Genomic DNA, 2,821 nt, shown 5'->3' with positions numbered 1-2,821 from the left:
TCACCACCACCGCATGGTCTAGAACACCCCACCAGTCCAGCATCCGCAGGAACGCCACCACATTGTGACCATCCTCTGCGTGACCATCCACCCCAGCCAGCCTCGGCCGCGCATGCACTCCCGTCGCCTCCTGGAAAGCCTCCAGCGCCTCGCTCCCCTCCTCAGAAACCCCCGCCAAATCCTCCTCGCTCAGCACCACACGCCGGCCATCCACCACATCCGGCAGCGACCCCCGTGACCTATCCCGCGCGTACTCCGCCTCGCCGCCACGCGGCTCAGACCCTCCCTCCACCAGCGGCTTCAGCTCACCGAAGGCCACCGGGGCGGATTCCACATAGGACGCGGACGGCCCGGCCCCGGCCTGGATGATCGGTTCGCTGCGCCGCGTACCCAGCCTGTCGGCCAGCTCCTGGGAAAACGCCACCACCTGATCCTGCTGATCATCACCGACCTCGCGGCGCTTGGCCGCGACCAGCGCCACCACATCCCCCAGCGGCACCACGGCATCCGCACGAGCCAACCCCCGCACGTCATGCGCGCGCCGCACAACCAGCCCCGCCGCCTCCTTTTCACCACTGGACAAGTTCAGGCTCTTCGCCCGGGCGATCTCGCGGTCCAGAATCGACCGCGACCACTGCCCCACCGGTATCCGACCGGTATCCCGCACCGTGCCCGCCCCGACACCGGGTACGACCACTGCGGGCTGTACCTCCCCAGCCACCGACCTCGCCTGGGCAGATGCCGTCTGAGCAGCCGGTGTCTCCTCCGGGGCCACCTTGTTTTCACCGGAGACCGGAACAGCAGTCGAGGCCTCCGTCAGACCGGCCACACCCTCGCGGCCGCTGGCCGGCACCGCAGCGCCAGGCCCGGTCAGCGGCCTAGTCGATCCGTCCGTACCGAACACCGTCCACTGCGGTGTGCGCCCACCCTGTCCCGGCGTCATCGCGACAACATTGCGCTCCAGGCCCTGCGCCAGAGCCGACCCCTGACCCAGCGACACCGTCACAGCCGCACTCGAATTGCCTGGGGACACCAACACCACAGGCCCGCCCGTGGAATCCGCCACACTGTCCCGCACGAACTCCGCCAGCCCGTCACCAGCAACCACATCCGCGGACACCTCCACCCGCACCGTGTCCGCCGGCAAGCCCACAGGCAAGGCCGCCGCCGGGTTCTGTTGCAGATACGGGGCCGTCTGCGACCCCTGCCCCGAGGGCATCGCCGAATCCGGTGACACCGCAGTGCCATCCTGGCGATGCGAATCCCCATGCCCCGCAACGGAGTCCACACCGGAATCCCCATCGCGGCCGGTCCAGCCATCCGGCGAGGACTCGTGCCCCGCGGGCACCACACCCCTGTCGGAGTCCACGACAGACCCGGATCTGACAGTCTCCGGCAGCGCGGCATCCGCGGGCGCACCAGAAGTATGCGGGGTCACCGCCGGTGAGCCCGGTGTCTGCGAGGTAGGCACCTCCAGCGGCCGGTTCCCGGACACATCCACACCATGCACCCCAGGCACCGGATCACCACCGGCAACCGGACGGTACTGCGGCGGCGGGGTATCCGGCCGTTCCTGCCCGGAAACCACCACCCCATCAGTGGAATACGCCGGCAGCGGCTCGCCCGACCGGTCCTGCCCAGGACCCACCACCCCATCCGGGGAATACGCCGGTGGCGGTGTATCCGGGCGTTCCTGCCCGGAACCCACTACCCCGTCGGAGTGTGCCGGCAACAGCGGTGTGCCTGGCCGGTCCTGCCTGGAACCGGGCACCTCCGGGACACCACGAGCCGGCTTCCCGCCCGGCACGCCGCCATCAGCACCCTCCTTACCGTCCTTGACGTCCACGGCAGCGGACACCACGGGGTCTTTGCCGGAGGGCACCGATACCGCAGCCGAATCCACCGGCCCGACCGGGAAAACAGAGTCCGCATCGGACAGCTTCGAGACATCGGACGGCTTCGAGACGTCGGGCAGCTTCGAAGCATCGGACGGCTTCGAGGCATCAGAGGAATCGAACGTGTTGTCCTTGCCTGGGGAGCCAGGGGTTTGCCCTGTCTGCGACCCGGACCCTGCTCCCGGCAGCGGGGTTTTCTCCTCGTCGAGCCCGCCGCCATCGGTGGTGGTGTCCTCACGTCGGCTGGTGTCGTCGAGGTAGGGGCTTGGGCCTTGCGGGTGCAGTTTGCCCCGCCATGCCAAGCCCGTCAGATTGCCCACACCGCTGAACACCGACTCGGACACGCCCGCCGTCACCGAGAACGGGTTCCAGGTCACTTCCTGGCCCGTGGCCGCCTGATACCCGACCTCCCCGAACAACTCCCCCAGGCCGTCGGACAACGCCTCCCCGATCCCGCTGCCGAACCGCGCCGACCACATGCCCCGCACCGACATTCCCGCGTAATGATCCAGATGTTCCCCCACCACGTCCGCGAAGCGCGCCATCGCCGACACCGGATACTTCTCCGCGTGCTCGTCCACCGCCCGCTTCGCCGCCGCCTCCAGGATCTTCTCGTCCACCTCATCGCCGAGCCCCCGCACCAGCACCTTCGTCAACGCGTTGCTCACCAGACCACCCACCGCCGACAACGGCAGCGACACCAACGCCGAAAACGCCCCCATCCCCGCCGACTGCTCACTGAGCTTCCCGTCCCATTTCGCACTGGACTTCTCACCCAGCATCTGCGCCTGGGCCTGCAGATCCGGCACCACGTTGAACGCCACACCACCAGCCGCCGCCATCGCCAACCGCATGAACAACTGACCCCACCACCGCGACAACAAAAACCGCATCACCGCCATCCGCGCCGCCAGCCACGCCATCGA

The 2,821-nt window shown here is 68.7% G+C and carries 1 pseudogene; it reads right to left on the bottom strand.

Annotation, left to right across the window (positions count from 1 at the left end):
* A pseudogene (locus ACWDKQ_RS35670) lies at positions 1-2,821 on the bottom strand (hypothetical protein); the annotation flags it as partial.

The sequence above is a fragment of the Saccharopolyspora sp. NPDC000995 genome (genome assembly GCF_053599315.1).
Note: the sequence above shows the minus strand (reverse complement) of the source record. Positions and strands in the feature narration are given on the sequence as shown.